Raw genomic sequence first — 18,861 nt, 5'->3', positions numbered from 1 at the left:
CTTAAGTCTCATATTTAAAATTTTACCTCGCCGGGTGATTCTCAACCCGCACATGTTACCCGTATCATCTCTTTCAGGCACCGCTGCTATAAAAATAGCCAGCTATCCTTTCTTACAGGAGTGATAGTCGATTTTATGGCGCCGTACCGTTTGCCAGCCCAGGCGGAGCAAACGAAAGAAGATTGAAATTTGACGTTACCCATAACAAATGAAAGGCCAGGTAAATTATGCCATTAGTCATCGTTGCTATCGGGGTTGCCCTGTTATTGCTGCTGATGATCCGTTTCAAAATGAACGGCTTCATCGCTCTGGTTCTGGTGGCGCTCGCCGTCGGGCTTATGCAAGGTATGCCTCTGGATAAAGTCATCGTATCCATTAAAAACGGCGTGGGGGGAACCCTCGGCAGTCTCGCGCTGATCATGGGCTTTGGCGCTATGCTCGGTAAGCTGCTGGCGGATTGCGGCGGCGCTCAGCGGATTGCCACAACCTTAATCGCTAAGTTCGGTAAGAAGCATATCCAGTGGGCCGTCGTGCTGACCGGTTTTACCGTCGGCTTCGCGCTGTTCTACGAAGTGGGCTTCGTGCTGATGCTGCCGCTGGTGTTCACCATTGCCGCATCTGCCCGCATCCCGCTGCTGTACGTCGGTGTGCCGATGGCGGCCGCGCTCTCCGTGACTCACGGTTTCCTGCCTCCGCACCCGGGCCCAACGGCGATTGCCACTATCTTCCACGCCGATATGGGCAAAACCCTGCTGTACGGTACGATTCTGGCTATCCCGACGGTTATCCTTGCCGGTCCGGTTTTCGCCCGCTTCCTGAAAGGCATCGATAAGCCGATTCCGGAAGGGCTGCACAACCCGAAAACCTTCACCGAAGAAGAGATGCCGGGCTTTGGCGTCAGCGTCTGGACCTCACTGGTACCGGTTATCCTGATGGCGATGCGTGCCGTTGCCGAGATGATCCTGCCGAAAGGCCACGCCTTCCTGCCGATTGCCGAGTTCTTCGGCGACCCGGTCATGGCGACCCTGATTGCGGTCCTCATCGCGCTGTTCACCTTCGGCCTGAACCGTGGGCGTTCGATGGAGCAGATCAACGACACGCTGACCTCGTCTATCAAAATTATCGCCATGATGCTGTTGATCATCGGCGGCGGCGGCGCCTTCAAGCAGGTGCTGGTCGATAGCGGCATGGATAAATACATCGCCTCTATCATGCATGAATCCAACATGTCTCCGCTGTTTATGGCCTGGTCTATCGCGGCGGTACTGCGTATTGCGCTCGGCTCTGCGACCGTTGCCGCCATCACCGCCGGCGGGATTGCCGCCCCGCTGATTGCCACCACCGGCGTCAGCCCGGAACTGATGGTTATTGCCGTCGGCTCCGGCAGCGTTATCTTCTCTCACGTTAACGATCCGGGCTTCTGGCTGTTTAAGGAATACTTCAACCTGACCATCGGAGAAACCATTAAGTCGTGGTCGGTGCTGGAAACCATTATCTCAGTGTGCGGCCTGATTGGCTGTCTGCTGCTGGGGATGGTGGTGTAAGCAGGTATCCGCATAAAAAAGGCCGGGTCCGCATGTGCGACCCGGCCTTTTTGTTAGCCCTTTGATACCATTTCCCCGGTGATGCCGGGGAAATGGCGGCACTACTTCTTCTTAGCGACAGCTTTGCGCCGCTTATCCAGATCCTTAATCAGCTTATTCACCCGCTCATCGGCAAACATCTGCTCAAGAGTGGTGGAGAGTTTACGCCGCCAGTTCGGATACTCGCTGCTGGTTCCCGGGATATTGACCGGAGTGGCCATTTCCAGCCAGTCTTCCGGCTGTAACCCCAACAATGCGCTGTTGCTGTCCGCAATGTAGCGCTGCATCCCACGATTGAGGGTCGACGTCATCGCCATCAGCGAGGCATGATGCCCGGCGCGTTTTGGCAGACAGCCGTATTGATGCAGCGCATCCAGCAGCCCCTGCTTCGCCCGTTCACGATCCTGATACAGACCACGTAAAACCACTTCATCAGGGTACAGACCTAACGATTTGCCCAGCGTCAGGTCTGCGCTTTCCCAATAGCCGCGCAGCGTCGGCAGATCATGCGTTGTCGCCACCGCCATTGATTGTTGCGGATACGTCCGCGGCGCGCGAAACGTCTTCTCATGGTCATTTTCGAAATAGAGCACCTTGTAGGAATAGACGCCGCTCTTACGCAGTTTGCCGACGATCTCCACCGGTACGGTACCCAGATCTTCGCCAATCACCATACAGCGATGACGCTGACTCTCCAGCGCCATAATCGACAGCAGATCATCGACCGGATACTGCACATAGGCGCCGTGATCGGCGGTTTCACCATACGGAATCCACCACAGACGCAGAACCGACATCACGTGATCGATGCGCAACGCACCGCAGTTTTGCATGTTGGCGCGCAGCAGTTCGATAAATGGCTCATAGGCACGGGCGACGATGATATGCGGATCCATCGGCGGCAGGCCCCAGTTTTGCCCCAGCGGGCCAAGAATGTCCGGCGGTGCCCCAACGGAGGCTTGCAGACAATACAGCTCGCGGTCGCACCAGGTTTCCGCACCGCCTTCCGCCACGCCCACCGCCAGATCGCGGTACAGGCCAATCGGCATCGCGTCGTGCTGGCTGGTGTGCCAGCATTCGGCGAACTGGCAATACGCCAGCCACTGCAGCCAGAGGTAGAAACTCACCTCATCGGCCTGCTCAGTGCAAAACGCTGTCACTTCCGGGCTGCTGATATCCTGATACGCTTTTGGCCAGGCAGGCCAGCCCCAGCGGAGCGGATCTTGCTGTATCTGCCAGGCGTGCAGGGCATCATACGCCGCCTGCCAGTACAGGCTTTCGCCTTCACGAAGCACGAACTGACGGAACTCCGCCATCGTCTCATCGTGACGGGCGGAAAATCGTTTCCAGGCCATGCGCAGCGCGGTCATTTTCAGCGTGGTCACGGCGGTATAATCCACATCCTCGGTTTGACGCGCGGCCTGTAATGCCCGCTGCGTCTGCGGCGATTGCCACCAGGCCTGCGCCTCTTTACTCTGACGGAAATCATCGACCGCGTTGACGTCAATATAGATAACGTTCAGCCAGCGGCGTGAGGATGGGCTGTAGGGGCTGGCGCTCTCCGGGTTTGCCGGGTAGAGCGCATGAATCGGGTTCAGACCAATAAACGCGCCGCCGCGCCGGGAAATTTCCGGCAGCATCGCGCGCAAATCGCCAAAATCGCCGATGCCCCAGTTTTTCTCCGAGCCCAGCGTATAAAGCTGTACGCAGGCGCCCCACAGTTTTTGCCCCTCTTTCAGGGCCTGTGGTTCATAGCAACGCACCGGCGTCACGATCGCCCGACAATGCCAGCGTTCGCCATCCTGAGTCAGGGTCAGCGAATGATAGCCTTCAGGCAGTCTGGCTGGCAGCGGGAGGCTCTCCCCGCCACGCACGTTGCCTTGATACTGTTTGCCCTCTTCGGTCGTGAGGATCCACTGAAATTCCCCGCGACCGGCGACCGGCAGCGACATTTTCTTACCGTGAGTGAAAACCTGCACCGGCGGCAGCGGAACAACCGCCGCTTTCGCGGCGGTTGTTGTACGATGCATCGCATTCAGCAGACGTTGTTTAGTCGTCGCAGCAATCGACTGCGGCTTACCGTGCGCATTGATGTAGTCAGGACTTATTCCCGCCGCCAGCGCGGCGTTATCAAGGCGTTTAGTCTCCATAGGCCTGTCCTTAGCGTTTTGCCTGCCAGATACGTTGTTGATAGTCGCGAATTGAGCGGTCGGAGCTGAACATGCCGCAGCGCGCGCTATTCAGAATCGCCGCGCGGGTCCAGGCGTCCTGGTCACGGTACAACGCATCCACCCGCTTCTGCGCGGCAACATACGCGGCGAAGTCCGCCAGCACCAGGTAAGGATCGCCGCCTTTCAGCAGGCTGTGCAGCATCTGGTCGAAAGCATGCTTGTCGCCGTCGCTATACTTGCCGCTTTCCAGCTCTTTCAGGAGCGCATCCAGCAGTTTATCCTTTTTACGCCATTTCAGCGGGTCATAACCTTTCGCTTTCAGCGCCTTAACTTCTTCAACGGTATTACCGAAGATAAAGATATTCTCTTCGCCGACCTGTTCGGCGATTTCAACGTTCGCACCGTCCAGGGTCCCGACGGTCAGCGCGCCGTTCAGCGCCAGCTTCATGTTGCCGGTACCGGAGGCTTCTTTCCCCGCCGTGGAGATCTGTTCCGAGACATCCGCCGCTGGAATCAGCATTTCTGCCGCAGAGACGCAGTAATCCGGCAGGAAGACCACTTTCAACTTGTCGCCCACCAGCGGATCGTTATTCACCGCTTGCGCCACCTTATTGATAGCAAAAATAATATTTTTCGCCAGATAGTAGCCCGGTGCGGCTTTCGCCCCAAACAGGAACACGCGCGGTACGCGGTCCGCCTGCGGGTTTTCGCGGATTTCTTTGTACTGCGCCAGAATGTTCAGCAGATTAAGATGCTGACGTTTGTACTCGTGCAGACGCTTAATCTGAATATCGAAAATCGCCTGTGGGTTGATCTCGATGCCGGTACGCGCCTTAACAAACTCCGCCAGGCGAACTTTGTTAGCCAGCTTAATTTCACGCCAGGTCTGGCGGAACGCCGCATCGTCAGCATATTTCTCCAGATGGATCAGCTGATCGAGGTCGTTAACCCACTCTTTCTTCAGCGTTTTATCCAGCAGCGCGGCCAGTTCCGGGTTGCACTGTTTAATCCAGCGGCGCGGCGTAATGCCATTGGTCACGTTGTGGAATTTATTCGGCCACAGCTGGTGATATTCCGGGAACAGATCTTTCACCACCAGATCGGAGTGCAGCGCGGCGACGCCGTTGACCGCAAAGCCGCTGACCACACACAGGTTCGCCATCCGTACCTGCTTGTCATGCACTACCGCCAGCTTCGCCCACACCGGATTATCGCCAGGCCAGGTTTTCTCGACCAGCTTCTTAAACCTGGCGTTAATTTCTTTGATGATCTGCATATGACGCGGCAGCAACGCTTTAACCAGCTTCTCGTCCCAGCACTCCAGCGCCTCAGGCATCAGCGTGTGGTTGGTATAGGCGAAGGTTTTGCTGGTCATAGCCCAGGCGTCATCCCAGCTCAGCTGGTGCTCATCGATCAGCACGCGCAGCAGTTCAGGAATCGCGATGGTCGGATGGGTGTCGTTAAGCTGGATAACTTCATAATCCGCCAGCTCTGCCAGCTTGCGCCCCGCCAGATGGTGGCGACGCAGAATATCGGCAACCGAACAGGCGCACTGGAAGTATTGCTGCATTAAGCGCAGCTTTTTCCCTGCCTGATGGTTATCGTTCGGGTAAAGCACCTTGGTCAGCTTGTCCGCGTCGATGCCCTGCTGCTCTGCGCGCAGGAAATCGCCATCGTTAAATTTGGTCAGGTTAAACGGATGAGCATGGGTCGCCTGCCACAAACGCAGCGGCTGCGCCACGTTATTGCGATACCCCAGCACCGGCAGATCCCAGGCCTGGCCGGTAATCACAAACGCCGGTTCCCAGGCGCCGCTTTTGCTGACCTTACCGCCGATCCCAACCTGCACATCCAGCTGTTCGTTATGACGGAACCACGGGTAGCGGCTACGCCCCCAGTCATCCGGCGCTTCGACCTGCTGACCATCGTCGAAAGACTGGCGGAACAGACCGTACTGATAATTCAGGCCATAGCCAGTCGCCGACTGGCCAACGGTCGCCATCGAGTCGAGGAAGCATGCTGCCAGACGGCCCAGCCCCCCGTTGCCGAGACCCGGATCGATCTCTTCTTCCAGCAGGTCGGTCAGGTGAATGTCATGCGCCTGCAGCTCATCGCTTACCCCTTGATACCAACCCAGATTCAGCAGATTGTTGCCGGTCAGACGACCGATCAAAAACTCCATTGAGATGTAGTTGACGTGACGCTGCCCTTTGACGGGTTTCACCACCGGTTGAGCAGCCAACAGCTCGGCAAGCGCACCGCTGACGGCGTGCCACCACTGACGCTGGGTCATCTCAGAAGCGGACTGTAAGCCAAAATGCTGCCACTGACGGGTCAGTGCAGCCTGAAACTGATCTTTATTAAAAGAAGTCTGTGACATAAGAAATCCGGGTCCTTTACTAAAACGTTGGCGTTAGTGTGCCGACCTCCTGAAGCAACGTCCTCATCCCGATGGGGATTAGGCAGGGAGGAGCAGCAGGGATGAGCGAAAAGTGTGATCTCGGCCACTATAACGGTAGCTCTCCGCCAGAAATATGCTGAAAAATTCATCGTACAGGAACACTATGTTGCTCTGCACCAGCAGAAGAAAATTTGTTACAGGCCGAGACAACGCGTTGCATAAAACACCGTTACCTGATTATCGCGAAATAAAAATAAGCGTTGTGTAAAAATAATCCTTCCTCATGACACAAATACGCTAAAACGATTATTTATAAGACTGGCCTGAAATTAACCGAATAAAAACATACAACTACAAAAAAATGGCGCGAGTGCTATTTTACCCGTACCTGAACCGGGGAAAACCCAGTAACCACGCGCGCTGGTACCGGTTTCACAACCGCAGGGTTTTAATTGGGAATTTGTGACCTGGTGCAAATTCAAGAGCATAAAACCCGGACATAACTTGCAATAATTTTCATTATCGTCGACCTTAATAGTCATTAATTACGAAGCGCAAAAAAAATCGCAAATCCTCTCCTGCACAGCGAAATGATTAACTATGTTGATTCCGTCTAAATTAAGTCGCCCAGTACGCCTTGAACACACCGTGGTTCGCGAGCGATTGCTGGCTAAACTTTCCGGCGCGAACAATTACCGTCTCGTGTTGGTCACCAGCCCCGCTGGGTACGGCAAGACAACGCTCATCTCTCAGTGGGCGGCGGGGAAAAATGAACTCGGCTGGTTTTCGCTGGATGAAGGCGACAACCAACAGGAGCGTTTTGCCAGCTATCTGCTCGCCGCCATTCAGCAGGCTACCGGCGGCCACTGCGTGGCCAGCGAAACCATGGTGCAAAAACGCCAGTATGCCAGCCTGCCCTCGCTTTTTGCGCAGCTGTTTATCGAGCTTGCCGACTGGCAGCGCCCGCTGTATCTGGTGATTGATGACTATCATCTGATCAACAATCCGGTGATTCACGATGCGATGCGCTTCTTCCTCCGTCATCAGCCGGAGAATATGACCCTGGTGGTGCTCTCGCGTAACCTGCCGCAGCTCGGCATTGCCAACCTGCGCGTGCGCGAACAACTGCTGGAAATTGGCAGCCGGCAGCTGGCGTTTACCCATCAGGAAGCAAAACTCTTTTTCGACTGTCGCCTGGCCTCGCCGATCGAAGCTGAAGACAGCAGCAGGCTGTGCGACGATGTCGCCGGCTGGGCCACAGCGCTGCAGCTTATTGCCCTTTCAGCCCGCCAGAATAACACCTCCGCCCACCACTCCACCCGTCGTCTTGCCGGTATTAATGCCAGCCATCTCTCTGATTATCTGGTGGATGAGGTTCTGGATAATGTCGACGCGCGTACGCGTAATGTTTTGCTGAAAAGCTCGCTGCTGCGTTCCATGAACGATGCGCTCATCGTTCGCGTGACCGGGGAAGAAAACGGGCAAATGCAGCTGGAAGAGATTGAACGTCAGGGGCTGTTCATGCAGCGAATGGACGACTCCGGCGAATGGTTCCGCTATCACCCTCTGTTTGGCAATTTCCTGCGTCAGCGCTGCCAGTGGGAGCTGGCGATCGAACTCCCGGAGATTCACCGCTCCGCCGCCGAAGGCTGGATGGCGCTGGGTTTCCCGAGCGAAGCCATTCACCACGCGCTGGCGGCCGGCGATGCCAACATGCTGCGTGATATTCTGCTGAACCACGCCTGGGGCATGTTTAACCACAGCGAACTGGGGCTGCTTGAGCAATCGCTGGCGGCGCTGCCCTGGTCAAACCTGCTGGAAAACCCAAAGCTGATTTTGTTACAGGCCTGGCTGATGCAGAGCCAGCACCGTTACAGCGAAGTCAACACCCTGCTGGCTCGCGCCGAACAGGAAATGAACGTAAAAATGGATACCGCGATGCATGGCGATTTCAACGCCCTGCGGGCACAGGTGGCCATTAATGCCGGCGATCAGGATGAGGCCGAACGTCTGGCGATGGTTGCGTTAGAAGAGCTGCCGCTGGCCAGCTACTACAGTCGAATTGTTGCGACATCGGTCCACGGCGAAGTGCTGCATTGCAAGGGTCAGTTAAGTAAATCGCTGGCGGTCATGCAGCAGACGGAGCAGATGGCCCGCCGCCATGACATCTGGCACTACGCGCTGTGGAGCATGATCCAGCAAAGCGAGATTCTCCTGGCCCAGGGCTTCCTGCAGGCCGCCTGGGAAGTTCAGGAGAAAGCGTTCCAGCTTATCCGCGAGCAGCATCTCGAACAGCTGCCGATGCATGAATTCCTGCTACGTATTCGCTCACAGCTGCTGTGGGCCTGGGCGCGTCTGGACGAAGCGGAAGCGTCCGCTCGTAATGGTATGAATGTCCTGTCTGGCTATCAGCCGCAGCAGCAGCTGCAGTGTCTGGCCCTGATGGTGCAGTGCTCGCTGGCGCGTGGCGATCTGGATAACGCCCGCAGCCACCTCAACCGCCTGGAAAACCTGCTCGGCAACGGTCACTACCATAGCGACTGGGTCTCGAATGCCGATAAAGTCCGGGTTATCTACTGGCAGATGGTCGGAGATAAAGCCGCGGCCGCCAACTGGCTGCGCCAGACGCCGAAACCGGAATTCGCTAATAACCACTTCCTGCAAAGCCAGTGGCGCAACATCGCCCGGGCGCAAATTCTGCTGGGTGATTTTGACTCGGCGGAAATGGTGCTGGAAGAGTTAAACGACAATGCCCGCTCGCTGCGCCTGATGAGCGATATTAACCGCAACCTGCTGTTGCTCAACCAGCTTTACTGGCAGGCGGGACGGAAAAGCGAAGCACAGAAAGTGCTGCTGGAGGCGCTCGCGCTCGCCAACCGCACCGGCTTCATCAACCACTTTGTGATTGAAGGCGAAGCTATGGCGCAGCAGCTGCGCCAGCTTATTCAGCTCAATACGCTACCAGAGCTGGAACAACATCGCGCCCAGCGCATCCTGCGCGATATCAACCAGCACCATCGCCATAAGTTTGCCCACTTCGATGAGGGCTTTGTTGAACGGTTACTGAGTCATCCGGAGGTCCCGGAACTGATTCGCACCAGCCCGCTGACCCAACGTGAATGGCAGGTGCTGGGGCTAATCTATTCCGGCTACAGCAACGAACAGATTGCCGGTGAGCTGGACGTGGCGGCCACGACCATTAAAACTCACATTCGTAATCTGTATCAGAAGCTGGGAGTCGCACACCGCCAGGACGCAGTACAGCACGCCCAGCGGTTGCTTAAAATGATGGGATACGGCGTTTAACGCCGTTTAGCACAGTTCCAGCTGAAGATTGTGGTCCTTAATCACCTTCAGTACGCCCGCCGGCGGCATCACATCGGTGTAGACCGCATCGACCATGCTGATGCTGCCCATATTCACCATCGCATTGCGCCCAAATTTCGAATGATCCACCACCAGCATCACGTGGCGAGAGTTTTCAATAATCGCACGCTTGGTGCGCACCTCATGGTAATCAAACTCCAGCAACGAACCGTCGCTGTCTACGCCGCTGATACCGAGAATGCCGAAATCAAGGCGAAACTGGGAGATAAAATCCAGCGTCGCTTCGCCGATAATGCCGCCATCCCGGCTGCGCAGCTCGCCGCCCGCCAGAATAATGCGGAAATCCTCTTTCACCATCAGCGTCGTAGCCACGTTCAGGTTGTTGGTGACGATGCGCAGATCGTTATGTTCCAGCAGCGCATGTGCAACCGCTTCCGGCGTGGTGCCGATATCGATAAACAACGTCGCGCCATCGGGGATCTGGCTGGCCACCTTGCGGGCGATACGCTCTTTTTCCTGCCTCTGGGTGGCCTTCCTGTCGTGCCAGGAGGTATTTACCGAACTGGAAGGCAGCGCGGCTCCACCGTGGTGACGTAGGATCATCTTCTGTTCGGCAAGGTCGTTCAGGTCACGACGAATGGTCTGGGGGCTGACGGCAAACTGCTCAACCAGCTCTTCCGTGCTGACATATCCCTGTTTTTTTACCAGCTCGATAATGGCGTCATGACGTTGTGTTTGTTTCATGAAATATCCCTGGAATTATAAGACTCGCATAAAGGCGCTGTCGTTGCAGAGAGCCGGGTAAGGCGGCCCTATGTTCGCTTTCGCACATGTTGCGTATCGACAAACGCCATCGCCAGTCCGGTCAGGAGACCCGCCACATGCGCGCCGTTCGCAATCGACATGCCAAAAACATCAAACCATCCAGCAATTAACCACACTAAAGAGAAGAGAATCAGGCCGCGCTGCAAATAGATGCCGCTTTGCGGATCCCGCTCTCCGCGCAGCCAGACATAGCCCATCAGCGCATAGACGACGCCGGATAATCCCCCAAACCACGGGCCACTAAACTGGTGCTGGATAAACCCGCTTAACAAGGCGCTAATGACGGTAATGACCACCAGCTTACCGCTGCCGATACGTTTCTCCACCGCTCCGCCAAGGTACCACCACCATAGCAGGTTAAACAGGATATGCATCAGCGAGAAGTGCATGAAAGCATGGCTAAAATAGCGCCAGACTTCAAATTTCAGCGACGGATCATAAGGCCAGGCCAGCAGCAGCATGACCGGCCGATCGCCGATGATATTTTGCAGCGCAAAGACCAGGATGCAGACACCCAAAATGACCCACGTAAACGGCCCGGCGTTGTGACGCAGGGTGGCAAAGAAAGGGAAACGCTGGTAGTGCAAACCGCTGTTGGTCTGCCCGGATTGCCAGCTGGCCGCCAGATAGCGCGGATCGGCGGGGTTTTCCAGGAAGCGAGCCAGTTCATCCTGCACCCGTCCGGCCTGACTCTCATCGGCCAGCCAGACATCGCTCTGATCATGCTGCTGAATGGTCAGGATAATGCCCTGCGTCGCCATATAGTCGACAAACGCCTGGGCCACACGCGGGTTAGCAAAAGAGGTAATCATTAACATACGGCGGATCGCTTATTCCACACAAAGGGGGCTAGTATATACGAGTTGCAGGAGTGGCGCGCCCTGGGCATCCCTGAAGCAGCCATACCATCTGCACAAAGACGGTATGGCGTACTAATGCTTAAAGCGCGCCATGTTCCACTTCCGCCGGGAAATGACGATGCCACGCATCGAATCCGCCATCCACGCTGTAAACCTTGTCATAGCCCTGCTGTAGCAGATACTGTGCGGCGCCTTTACTGCTATTGCCGTGGTAGCACATCACCATCACCGCGGTATCAACGTCGTTATCGCGCATGAACGCGCCCAGCGTATCGTTAGTCAGATGAAATGCACCCGGCGTATGCCCCATCGCAAAACTCTGCGGATCGCGGATATCCACCAGCACCGCCATGGCCTGATGCAGTTTCTGGTGCGCTTCTTCAACATTGATACATTCAAAGTGGTCCATGTGCTCTTTCTCTATATATAGCGGAATGATATTGCTGGCAGGTAACCGGCCATGATTCTACTGTCTAGTTTACCGTCAGACGGGAAATAAACGCCAATATGTTACACGCATCACTCCGAAATGTTTTTTTGATGTTACCAATGGCGCGTTTGTTTGCTATATTGAGCGATAACGAACATTTTTGAGCTTAAACGAAAGTGCCAGAGGTAGCGAACGTGGAAACCAAAGATCTGATTGTGATAGGGGGCGGCATCAACGGTGCCGGTATCGCGGCAGACGCCGCCGGGCGTGGTTTATCCGTACTGATGCTGGAAGCGCGCGATCTCGCTTGCGCCACTTCCAGCGCCAGTTCGAAGCTGATTCACGGCGGGCTGCGCTACCTTGAACACTATGAATTCCGCCTGGTCAGCGAAGCGCTGGCCGAACGCGAGGTGCTGTTAAAAATGGCGCCGCATCTCGCTTTTCCCATGCGCTTTCGCCTGCCGCACCGCCCGCACCTGCGTCCGGCCTGGATGATCCGCATCGGTCTGTTTATGTACGATCACCTGGGGAAACGCACCAGCTTACCCGGTTCGACCAGTTTGCGATTTGGCGCAGAATCGGTATTAAAACCTGAAATCGTGCGCGGTTTCGAATATTCCGACTGCTGGGTAGACGATGCGCGTCTGGTACTGGCTAATGCGCAGATGGTGGTCCGCAAAGGTGGCGAGGTCCGGACCCGTACCCGGGCAATTTCGGCGAAACGCGAAAACGGCCTGTGGATTGTCGAGGCGGAAGATATTGATACCGGCGAGAAATTCAGCTGGCAGGCCCGTGGCCTGGTCAATGCGACCGGCCCGTGGGTCAAACACTTCTTTGACGAAGGGATGCATCTGCGCTCGCCGTACGGCATCCGCCTGATTAAAGGCAGCCACATCGTGGTACCGCGCGTGCACACCCAGAAACAGGCCTACATTCTGCAAAACGAAGACAAACGTATTGTGTTCGTGATCCCGTGGATGGATGAGTTCTCGATAATCGGTACCACCGACGTTGAGTACAAAGGCGATCCGCAGAAAGTGGCGATCGATGACCAGGAGATTAACTATCTGCTGAACGCCTATAACGCGCACTTCAAAAAGACGCTGTCCCGCGACGATATCGTCTGGACCTACTCCGGCGTCCGTCCGCTGTGCGATGACGAATCGGATTCGCCGCAGGCGATTACCCGCGATTACACCCTGGATATTCATGACCAACAGGGCCAGGCGCCGCTGCTGTCGGTCTTTGGCGGCAAGCTGACGACCTATCGCAAACTGGCCGAGCACGCGCTGGAAAAACTGACGCCCTACTACAAAGGCATCGGTCCGGCCTGGACCAAAACGGCCGTGCTGCCCGGCGGCGATATCGACGGCGACCGCGACGATTACGCGGCCAAACTGCGCCGCCGGTTCTCATTTATCAGCGAATCGATGGCGCGTCACTATGCCCGCACCTACGGCAGCAACAGCGAGCTGATCCTTGCAGAGGCGGCCTCGATAGCGGATCTGGGCGAAGATTTTGGCCATGAGTTCTATGAAGCCGAGCTGAAATACCTGGTGGAGCATGAGTGGGTACGCACTCTTGAGGATGCCATCTGGCGGCGGACGAAACAGGGAATGTGGCTGAATGACCAGCAGCAGGCGCGAATCGGCGCATGGCTGGCGCAGCACACGGGAAAGTCTGAGCTTTCGCTGGCGTCGTAAATTGACATCACACGCGATATAAGGGGGGAATCACCCCCCTTATGCGCATTAACGGACGCTTTCCTCAATCACTTTCCGCCAGAGGCCGCAACGCCAGCCGCTTTTTTCCGCGCCTGACCAACGGCATCAGCGGCTCGCAATGCCGCCAGCACCGCCTCCGGGGTGATGGTAAACGGCTCGTTATGTATCGTTTCCCCCGTCTGACAAGACGCCCGGGCAACGGCCAGCAGTTCATCATCGCTAACGCCGGCCAGACCAATATCGGCCAGCGTAGTTGGCAAGCCGATATCTTCGCAGAACTGATACACCTCCTCGATCAGCTCAGGCGCTCTATCGGTGAGCATGAGCATTGCCAGCGTGCCAAAAGCGACTTTTTCACCATGCCAGTATTTGTGCGTGGCGGGTAGCACGGTCAGACCGTTATGAATGGCGTGTGCGGCCGCCAGCCCGCCGCTTTCAAAACCGAGCCCGGATAACAGCGTGTTCGCTTCAATAACGTGTTCGAGCGCTGGGGTAACCTGATGTTGTTCGCAGGCCAGTTTCGCCAGACGCCCATAGCGCATTAACGTAGAGTAGCAAAACCGCGCCAGCTCAAATGCGGTCATCGGCCCTGGCCTGGTCGTCATATTCCCGGCCCCTTTGATCCGACAATCTTCCGCTTCAAACCAGGTTGCCAGCGCATCGCCGATCCCAGAAATCAAAAAGCGTACCGGCGCGGCGGCAATAATGCCGCTGTCCACCAGCACAAGCGTCGGGTTACGCGGAATCATCAGGTAGCGTTTGAATTTCCCTTCCGGCGTATAGATAACAACCAGTGAACTGCATGGCGCATCCGTTGAGGCCAGCGTCGGAACCACAGCAATAGGCAGCCGCAGGCTGGCACCGGTCGCTTTCGCCGTATCCAGGGTTTTTCCACCTCCCATACCGACAATCACATCGGCACCGATTTCCTGCGCGCGTGCGCAGATGCGAGCAATTTCCTCATCGCTGCACTCGCTACTGAACACCTCGATATCAAAATCAATCACCCCGTGGAGTGCCGTTGCAACCGTATCCCGGTAGCCATTATGGACAACAGGATCCTGCAAAATCAGTGCCTTATGACCGAGCGCGGCCAGTTCCTGCGGGAGATGCGTTGTCAACGCCCCTTTTCCCTGCACATATCGTGACGGAAAGATCGCGGTAGTAACCATTGTTTCTCCTTAAAAGACAATAAAGTTCAATATATGGAACAATATTTCCATATAAAGAATTTAATGCCGTTTACTCTGAACATACAATGACCAGGTGAGAGCATAATTTTATCCTGTGAGGCAGCGCACAATTTCAGGCCAGCAGGCACTATTCACTAGCTTACCCACTCTTTTTCACCCTGTTTCCGCTCATTTTTGAAGCAAATCACAAAACATAACCTTACTTAATATATGGAATTGACGCTATATGAATACATCATCATATTATCAATATACAGAACATAAGTTCTATATACAGAACAATAATTTTTAATACTAAAGGGATGCAATGATGAGCATTGAAACAGAGAAACCGACCACACGAGGGCGCTGGCTGCATATTATCCCAGCCACGATCCTCGTTTATATCGTGGCCTATATGGACAGGACCAATATCGCCATTGGGATCGCAGGCGGCATGGATGAAGATTTAGGCATGACCGCTTCTTTTGCCGGTCTGGTCGCCGGGATCTTCTTCATTGGTTATATCTTCCTGCAAATTCCCGGCGGTCAGATAGCCGAGCGTCTCAGCGCCAAAAAATTAATTGCCTGGACTATTGTCGCCTGGGGCGGTTTTGCACTGCTGACCGGCTTTGTTCAGACGCCAACGCAGCTGCTGATTATTCGCTTTGTGCTCGGCGTGGCGGAAGGCGCTGTATACCCCGCTATTCTGGCGCTGATTGGCCACTGGTTCCCCAATGAGGAGCGCGCCAGGGCCATCGCCTATTTCCAGATGAACCTGGCCGCCGCCTCCATCATTACCGGGCCGCTTTCCGGCTGGCTTATCGAAACTTACGGCTGGCGGGAGATGTTTATCATCGAAGGTTTGCTCTCTCTGGGGCTGCTTTTTGTCTGGCTGCCTCTGGTTTCCGATCACCCGCATCAGGCGAAGTGGCTGGATCCGAAAGAGCGCGCCTGGATCGAACAAAAGCTGCTGGCCGATCGCGCATTGAGTATTGGCGGCGAGCAAAGCAGTGTTCGCGGAGTATTAAAAAGCGTCAATCTGTGGAAGCTTGTCGGTATCTATTTCTTCGTACAGGTCGGCTTCTATGGCTTCGCGCTGTGGATGCCTAATCTGATTAAACACCTGACCGGCAGCGGCATGACCATCGTTGGGGCGCTTACCGCAGCGCCTTATGTTCTGTGCATTATCGGTCAGTATTACATTGCCAAATGGTGTGATAAAACCATGAATCGCCGCCTTTACACGGCTATTCCTCTGCTGGGTTTCGCGGTCTGTCTCGCCCTGTCCTTATTACTGAAAGATAACGTCTGGCTCGCCTACGGCATGATGGTGATTTGCGGATTCTTCCTGCAAGCCTATGCCGGCCCATTCTGGACGCTACCCCCCTTACTCTTCGCCCCCAACGTACTCGGCGGCGTGCGTGGCACCATCAACGCGCTCGGCAATATCGGCGGCTTTATCGGGCCCTACCTCGTAGGGCTGTTAACGGTGACGTTCTCGCAAACGGCAGGGATGACCGTACTGGTTGCCGCTCTGCTTATCGCCGTCGGACTGCTTTTCAGCTTGCCTTCTGTTACCGCACGCCCTGCTGGTAGCAGCAACACACCTGACACCCCGACGCCGGGTGCCTCACTTAAACAGGAAGGAATCGCCAAATGAGCCAGAAATGTCAGCATGCTCGCGACCTGTGGTCACAGCTTGACGCCCTGCGTCTTGGAATGAATTACAGCAAAGAAGATGTCAATAAACGACAAATCCTTGTCGATGACTGCTATGGCGAAAGCCATCCTGGTAGCTTCCATCTTAACCAACTGGGTGATGAAGCCGTACTGGGCGTGCATGAAAGCGGGGGGCGTGCGGTCCGTCACCATGTGACGGATATCTGTGATGGCTGGGGCCAGGGCCACGATGGGATGAACTACATCCTGGCGTCTCGCGAAGCCATTGCCAACATGGTCGAAATTCATGCCTCAGTGGTGCCTTATGATGCCGCGATTCTGATCTCAAGCTGCGATAAATCGATCCCGGCACATCTGATTGCCGCCGCACGCCTCAATCTGCCGCTGCTGCATATTCCCGGCGGCTCCATGCGTCCTGCCCCGAATATGAGTACTTCTGACCTCGGCGGGATCACCGCTAAGTTGAAGAAAGGCGAAATCAGCATTCAACAAGTGGAAGCGATGCAGCAATGCGGTTGCCCTACCGCCGGAGCCTGCCAGTTTATGGGAACCGCCAGCACTATGCAGTGTATGTCGGAGGCATTGGGGCTGGCCCTGCCTGGCAGCGCTTTGCTGCCATCGACCCTGGCGGAAATTCGCCGCGTCGCCCGCACCGCAGGCCACCAGGCGCTGTATCTGGCGGAGAAAAATATCACCACCCATAAGATTCTGACCCCTGCGGCGTTTGAAAACGCGATCAAAGTCCATGCGGCGATCGGCGGCAGCACCAATGCGATGATCCACCTTCCGGCTATCGCTCACGAACTGGGATGGGAGCTTAAGCCTGAACTGTTTGATCGGATCAATAATGAAATCCCTTATCTGACCAACATTCAGCCCAGCGGCGAGTACGTTACCGAAATGATGTGGTTTGCGGGCGGCGTGCCAATGGTGCAGTGGTATCTGCGCGATTATCTGGATCTTGATGCACTTACCGTGACGGGCCGTACGCTCGGTGACAATCTGGAAATGCTCCATCAATCCGGCTTCTTCACCCGCAATCACGGCTACCTCAGCAATTACAAAGTCAGCCCGGAAGAGGTGATTCGGCCACCCGAAAATGCCACTAAGAAAGGGTCGATTGCGGTACTGAAGGGCAACATCGCGCCTGAAGGAGCAGTCATTAAATATGCCGCCTGTGCGCCGGATATGCACCACCATACCGGCCCGGCCCGCGTCTTTAACTCCGAAGAAGATGCCCAGCAGGCGATCATTCATAACCATATCGAACCCGGCGATGTCATTTTTATTCGCTACGAGGGGGCAAAAGGTTCTGGCGCCCCGGAAATGCTGATGACCACCGATGCCATTGTGTATGACAAGCGCCTCGACGGAAAAGTCGCGTTGATTACCGACGGTCGTTTCTCCGGCGCTACCAGCGGGCCATGCGTCGGACACGTTTCGCCGGAAGCGGCCGACGGCGGGCCGATTGCCCTGGTGGAAGATGGCGATTTAATCGAAATGGATGTCAAAGGCCGCAGGCTCAATATCGTTGGCATCGACGGGGTGCACAAAACGGAAGAAGAAATACGCCGCTGCCTTGAAGACCGGCGGGCAAACTGGCAGAAACCCGATTATTCGAACCGTCGCGGTGTCTTTAAACAATTCACTGCTAACGCCGCATCATTAATGGCCGGAGCCTGGCTTAAATAATATCCCTGGCGGGCTTCGGCTCGCCTGTTTTAAGGATCGATACATGACTCAGATTACGAAATTTCACGGCGTATTTCCGCCAGTCCCGACTATTGTTAATGCGCAAGGAGAGTTAGATAAAACCGGTATGGCGACGTTGCTCGATCATCTTATTGCAAGCAAGGTCAACGGCGTATTACTGCTGGGCAGCGGGGGGGAGTTTTGTCATATGACCAAGGCACTGCGCCTGGAAACCGCAGAGTTTTGCGTTCGTCATATTAACCGCCGTATTCCGGTGCTGCTCGGCATTAGCAGCACCAGCACGCAGGAAGTGATTGAGTATGGTCAGCATGCCGACCAGCTCGAAGTCGATGCGGTCCTGGTACTGAATCCGTACTATGCCAGATTAACCGATGAGTATATTTATCATCATTTCAGCACCGTGGCTAATCACAGCAAAAGCCCGATCATTCTCTATAATTTCCCGGCGTTAACGGGGCAGGATCTTAGCGTTGATTTAATTACCCGGCTGGCGCAAGACCACCCCAATATTATCGGCATTAAGGATACCGTTGATAATATTAGCCACATCCGTGAAATCATCAATAATGTCAGGCCAGCGCGTCCGGATTTCGTTATTTTCTCCGGCTATGATGAATATATGATGGATACGCTTATTTTAGGCGGCAACGGCGGGATCCCGGCGACGGCGAATTTTGCGCCGCAGCTCACCTGCGGGATCTACCGTGCGTGGTGTGAAAAAGAGTACGAGACGATGTTTGGCTTACAGCGCAGACTGTCCGCACTTTCTACTATTTACAGCCTGGATTCACCTTTCTTCGGGATAATCAAAAAGGCGATTCAGCTGAGCGGAGTTGATATTTCTCCCCACGTGATGCCGCCCGTTTTACCGGCAAATGAAGGTCATATTGTTAATCTGAAGCAGGTATTGCTGCGTGCGGGGTTATAAAAGCCTGTATTCGATATCGGGCTGATATTTCTGCCGGGTGGCGG

Annotated in this window: 12 protein-coding genes; 6 read left to right on the top strand and 6 right to left on the bottom strand. The window is 55.3% G+C overall.

Annotation, left to right across the window (positions count from 1 at the left end):
- Positions 1 to 227: 227 nt before the first annotated feature.
- The gene (gene gntT / locus Electrica_RS01585) at positions 228 to 1,544 is read left to right on the top strand and encodes a gluconate transporter (RefSeq protein ID WP_100684449.1); all 1,317 of its coding nucleotides are present in this window, start codon (positions 228 to 230) and stop codon (positions 1,542 to 1,544) included.
- Positions 1,545 to 1,645: 101 nt separating this feature from the next.
- On the opposite strand, the gene malQ is transcribed toward gntT, so the two are convergent.
- A complete protein-coding gene (gene malQ / locus Electrica_RS01580; RefSeq protein ID WP_141963202.1) occupies positions 1,646 to 3,733 on the bottom strand; it encodes a 4-alpha-glucanotransferase in 2,088 nt (695 codons plus the stop codon).
- Between the two features lie 10 nt (positions 3,734 to 3,743).
- On the bottom strand, positions 3,744 to 6,134 hold the full coding sequence (malP, locus tag Electrica_RS01575) for a maltodextrin phosphorylase (RefSeq protein WP_141963200.1): 2,391 nt from the start codon (positions 6,132 to 6,134) through the stop codon (positions 3,744 to 3,746).
- Positions 6,135 to 6,755: 621 nt separating this feature from the next.
- Between malP and malT the strand changes: the two genes are divergently transcribed.
- The gene (gene malT, locus Electrica_RS01570) at positions 6,756 to 9,461 is read left to right on the top strand and encodes an HTH-type transcriptional regulator MalT (RefSeq protein WP_141963198.1); all 2,706 of its coding nucleotides are present in this window, start codon (positions 6,756 to 6,758) and stop codon (positions 9,459 to 9,461) included.
- A gap of 6 nt (positions 9,462 to 9,467) precedes the next feature.
- On the opposite strand, the gene Electrica_RS01565 is transcribed toward malT, so the two are convergent.
- The 3 genes from Electrica_RS01565 to glpE form a co-directional block, all read right to left on the bottom strand.
- The gene (locus tag Electrica_RS01565; RefSeq protein ID WP_100684453.1) at positions 9,468 to 10,226 is read right to left on the bottom strand and encodes a DeoR/GlpR family transcriptional regulator; all 759 of its coding nucleotides are present in this window, start codon (positions 10,224 to 10,226) and stop codon (positions 9,468 to 9,470) included.
- A 68-nt stretch (positions 10,227 to 10,294) separates the two neighbouring features.
- Complete coding sequence (glpG, locus tag Electrica_RS01560) at positions 10,295 to 11,125, bottom strand: rhomboid family intramembrane serine protease GlpG (protein ID WP_141963196.1); 831 nt, start codon at positions 11,123 to 11,125, stop codon at positions 10,295 to 10,297.
- A 121-nt stretch (positions 11,126 to 11,246) separates the two neighbouring features.
- On the bottom strand, positions 11,247 to 11,576 hold the full coding sequence (glpE, locus tag Electrica_RS01555; protein WP_032690433.1) for a thiosulfate sulfurtransferase GlpE: 330 nt from the start codon (positions 11,574 to 11,576) through the stop codon (positions 11,247 to 11,249).
- Positions 11,577 to 11,791: 215 nt separating this feature from the next.
- Here glpE and glpD point away from each other — a divergent pair, with 215 nt between their 5' ends.
- On the top strand, positions 11,792 to 13,300 hold the full coding sequence (gene glpD, locus Electrica_RS01550) for a glycerol-3-phosphate dehydrogenase (protein ID WP_131049149.1): 1,509 nt from the start codon (positions 11,792 to 11,794) through the stop codon (positions 13,298 to 13,300).
- A gap of 68 nt (positions 13,301 to 13,368) precedes the next feature.
- Here the strand turns inward: glpD and Electrica_RS01545 are convergent, their stop codons facing one another.
- Positions 13,369 to 14,493, bottom strand: coding sequence for a glycerol dehydrogenase (locus tag Electrica_RS01545; protein ID WP_100684456.1), 1,125 nt, complete (start codon positions 14,491 to 14,493; stop codon positions 13,369 to 13,371).
- A 328-nt stretch (positions 14,494 to 14,821) separates the two neighbouring features.
- Here Electrica_RS01545 and Electrica_RS01540 point away from each other — a divergent pair, with 328 nt between their 5' ends.
- Genes Electrica_RS01540 through Electrica_RS01530 form a run of 3 tightly spaced genes read left to right on the top strand, consistent with a single transcriptional unit; the run spans position 14,822 to position 18,817 of the window.
- Positions 14,822 to 16,156 (top strand): MFS transporter, encoded by a 1,335-nt coding sequence (locus Electrica_RS01540; RefSeq protein ID WP_100684457.1) that lies wholly within the window; start codon positions 14,822 to 14,824, stop codon positions 16,154 to 16,156.
- Entirely contained in the window at positions 16,153 to 17,868 is a 1,716-nt protein-coding gene (gene ilvD / locus Electrica_RS01535) for a dihydroxy-acid dehydratase (RefSeq protein WP_100684458.1), read from the top strand. Before Electrica_RS01540 ends, ilvD begins: the two co-directional genes overlap by 4 nt.
- 43 nt (positions 17,869 to 17,911) lie before the next feature.
- Positions 17,912 to 18,817 carry a dihydrodipicolinate synthase family protein gene (locus Electrica_RS01530; protein WP_131049151.1) on the top strand — a complete coding sequence of 302 codons (906 nt, stop codon included), beginning with the start codon at positions 17,912 to 17,914 and terminating at the stop codon, positions 18,815 to 18,817.
- Positions 18,818 to 18,861 lie beyond the last annotated feature (44 nt).

It is taken from the genome of Klebsiella electrica, assembly GCF_006711645.1.
Taxonomy (GTDB): Bacteria; Pseudomonadota; Gammaproteobacteria; order Enterobacterales; family Enterobacteriaceae; genus Klebsiella; species Klebsiella electrica.
This window is presented reverse-complemented; position numbering and strand designations above follow the sequence as displayed.